The organism is Deinococcus sp. (assembly GCF_018260405.1).
Taxonomy (GTDB): Bacteria; Deinococcota; Deinococci; order Deinococcales; family Deinococcaceae; genus Deinococcus.
In genome coordinates, this window is sequence record NZ_JAGLBG010000154.1 from 1 (window position 1) to 3,508 (window position 3,508).

The window sequence follows — 3,508 nt, forward strand, 5'->3', positions numbered from 1 at the left end:
CTGAGCTTCATCGAAGGTCGTGACAAGTGGATGGATTTGAACGCGCTGGTGCGCGTTCGTGCCACGCGAACGGTGCAAGGGAAAACATCTGTGGAAGAGCGCTTTTACCTCACCAGCTTGACTGGCAATAAAACCCCGCGCCCTTCTAACCCCCCCCGACCCCACGCGACAGTCGGCGGGGTAAGCTCTGAAGCGTGAGAACCGTGACTGTAGGGGTGCTGGGCAGCGGCACCGTGGGCCAGGACGTACTGAATCTGATCGAGCGGCGTAAACCGATTTTCGAGGATGTCGGCGTAAAAATCGAGATCGCCGGGGTAATGGTGCGCGACGTGAATAAGAAGCGCAATGTTCCGGCAGGCACCCGCGTGACCACCGACTGTGACTTTTTGCAGGAGTGTGGCGTGGTCATCGAGACGATAGGCGGCGTAGACCGTCCGCTGGACATTCTGCGGCCCTACCTGCGTAGCGACCGCCCGGTCATTACCGCCAACAAAGCAATGCTGGCCGAGCGCTGGGATGAACTGCGCGAGTACGCCCTGGACGGCAAGCTGTACTACGAGGCTTCGGTCATGGCGGGCACGCCGGTCATCGGCCCCATGAGCACCGTGCTGCGGGCCAGTACCTTTAACAAGCTCCAGGCAGTGCTCAACGGCACCTGCAACTACATCCTGACCCAGATGGAAGGCGGGCAAGATTACGCGGCGGCGCTGGCCGGGGCGCAGGCCCTGGGCTACGCGGAAGACCCACCGACGCTGGACGTGGGCGGCTTCGACACCGCGCATAAGCTGGCGGTGCTGGCCCGCTTCTGCGCCGACGGCCACTTTCCTTACAGCGCCGTGCAGGTCACCGGCATCGAGAATGTGACCCTGGCCGACGTGGAGGACGCCAGCAAAAACGGCGAGAAGATCAAACTGGTGGCCGAACTCGAACGCGCCTCCACCGGCTGGAAGGCCACGGTCGCCCCGCAGCGCCTGCCCGCCGACCACCCGCTCTGCACGGCTGGAGCCAACCGGAACGCGCTGGTCTATGAGGGCGACGAGTGCGGCACCCTGATTTTCGCGGGCGGCGGCGCGGGCGGCATGATCACGGCCTCAGCGATGGTGGGCGACCTGCTGGACTACCTGCTGGGCTTTCCGGGGCACGTGCCGCTGCACTAGAGTGACGCGTTTTGCCCCAGGTCAGCTGACCGCTCACACGACCCCTACTTTCTGAACCCGCCTGACTTAGAGCATTTTGCAAAAAGATGGTGCTCTTTTGACCATCTTTTTGCAAAGTGGAAGGAGTGAAAAAGAAAGAGCAAGCCGTAAAATGAAGGGGCGGCGGTGTTTTTCCGACGTGCCTATCATTCGGAGCACTGCTCTAACGCTCATGGCAGGCTCAGATTAGGCCAGCAGCTTCGTATACTAATTAACAATGACAGCGATTGGTCCTTATGTGGTGATCCGCGAAGTCTCACCCACCCCTGGTACGCCCGTGCGTTCCGACGAGGGGGGCGGCGTTTCGCGCACGCTGCTGGTGACCGACCGGGTCACCGGGATGCCCGCCCTGCTGCACGGGTTGTGCCGTCCTAGGCCCGCCCCCCAGCTGCCACGTAGCCCCTCGCTGCTGCCCTTTGTAGACCTGGTGAGGAGCGGCGACGACACTTACCTGGTCACGGAATTACCCCCACAGGTCACAGCCGCCAACGACCCGGTTCTGGCCGCTCGCGGGGCCCTCAGTGCGCTGAATGTGCTGCACATGAGTGGCCTGGCGCATGGAGCCATTGATGCGGGTCAACTCTGGAGCGTAGATGGCCGGGTCATGCTGGCAGGCGGGGGCTTAACTCCCCTGGGGCCGGACTATACGGCGGCCCGTGACCTCCGGGACCTGGCGGTGGCCCTGGACCAGATTGGCGGTCTGCCCGGGATTCTGGGGCTGCTGCGCGACCCGCCCACTGACCTGAGCGCCCAGGACGCCCGCAAGCTCCTTGAAGCGGGGGCACGGGACGAAATGTCCGCGTCAGCGCCCTCACTGAGCCCGGCAAGCCTGTTTGGCAGCGGCACACTGCTGCCCCAGCAAGGCTCTTATGTGCGGCAAAGTAGCCTGGACGAATCCGGCCCCAGCCCGGCGGCGGCCCTCAGACCACCCTCGGCGGTCACGGTCTACCCGGCGGCCCCGGCTCCTCCGGGCACAGATTTGGGCGCAGGCACGCTGGACGCCGAGAATATCGCCGACTTCAAACTGAATATCGACGAATGGGATTTCCCGGTGTCGCTCAAAGAGAGGCTACAGGAAGAAGGCCAGTACGCCGCCGCCGCGCCGAACCACAGCACCCGGACAGCGGCTACCTTTCCTACAGGCGCTGGTGTCACTACTGTCGCTGAGGCAAGCGCCGTCCCTCTCTCGCCCCCCACCTCACCGGAAAGCGCCCCCACAGCGGCAGAAACCAGAAAGCGGGGCGTAGCCAGCCGGGCCAGAGATCGCCTGCGGGCCGACACCGCCCGTCTGAAAACACTGGCCGAGGCGCGGCGCGACCTTGCGCCGGGACAGTGGGCCGAGGTGGTTGGCAGCGCAGGCGTACCCACAGAATCCCCGCAGGAGCGACGCCGACGAGAACAGCAGGCCATGCAGGCGCAGGCTAAACTTGACGTGCAAAACGCCGCCGACAGACAGAGCACTGCGACTAGCGCCAGGCAAAGTTCAGTAGGAGGCGAACCACTGCCCGCCGGGGAACGCCGCACGCTCAAGCCCATTCGGGCGACCTGGTCCGCCGATCAGACCTGGCACGTTGTCAGGGAGGACGGAGCCACCCCCTCGTTCGCGCCTCCCCGCTGGCTCTGGCCTGTACTGGGAGGGTTGGCCGCTGCGCTGCTGCTTACAGCGCTGGTACACAACCGGCGCCAGCCCTCGGCGGCCCCCTGCTGCACCGTGCAATTTATCCTGAAAGGAGCCAATGCACAGAACAAAACCGCGCACCTCACGGTAGAAACGGCCCCTGCCGCCGCCCGACTTCAGCCTGGACAAAGCGTAGGACAGGCCCCCGGCACAGTTCATCTGGCGGTTCCCGGACAGTACCGCCTGCGCGTCAGCACCGACGGCTTTACGCCCGCCAGCCTCAAGGTCAGCGTGCCCACGTCGCAACCAGTCACCATCAATCTGGGACCATAAGTCAGATACCGGCAGGCAGCAAGGTATTTTATACGGACTCTGGCTGAACAATTTGCAAAAACCGTTCAATTCAAGCCGAGGCGAATAGGGAAAATATGGATTTCGCGGTATGGGGGTGCAGGCGGTGCCTCCTGGGCAGAGCGGACTCGCTTGAAGCAAGCCTGACCGCTGTCTTGACCAAAACGGCACCCAGGATGGGGCCTGGTCGCTGTCTTGGTCAGAACGGCACCCGTGAAGGGGCCTGACCGCTCCCGACTGCGGGCGGAATTGAGCGCAGTTCGTATTACACAGTAGTTCGGAACCTTTCAGGCTGCTTTAACGCCCAACCGCAGGAGTTCACGGAGTGACTCGCCCATTTCCA

General features: G+C 63.6%; 2 protein-coding genes and 1 pseudogene. All 3 read left to right on the forward strand.

Translation table 11 applies throughout. The features are described 5' to 3' along the window. Window positions 1–198, forward strand: a pseudogene (locus tag QZ269_RS12415) (hypothetical protein); the annotation flags it as partial. Beyond that, window positions 195–1,157: a homoserine dehydrogenase gene (locus QZ269_RS12420; RefSeq protein WP_291427020.1), complete on the forward strand. Its 963-nt coding sequence runs from the start codon at window positions 195–197 to the stop codon at window positions 1,155–1,157. The pseudogene QZ269_RS12415 and the gene QZ269_RS12420, both read left to right, overlap by 4 nt. Window positions 1,158–1,413: 256 nt before the next feature. Beyond that, on the forward strand, window positions 1,414–3,147 hold the full coding sequence (locus QZ269_RS12425) for a PEGA domain-containing protein (RefSeq protein ID WP_291427021.1): 1,734 nt from the start codon (window positions 1,414–1,416) through the stop codon (window positions 3,145–3,147). Window positions 3,148–3,508: the final 361 nt, after the last annotated feature.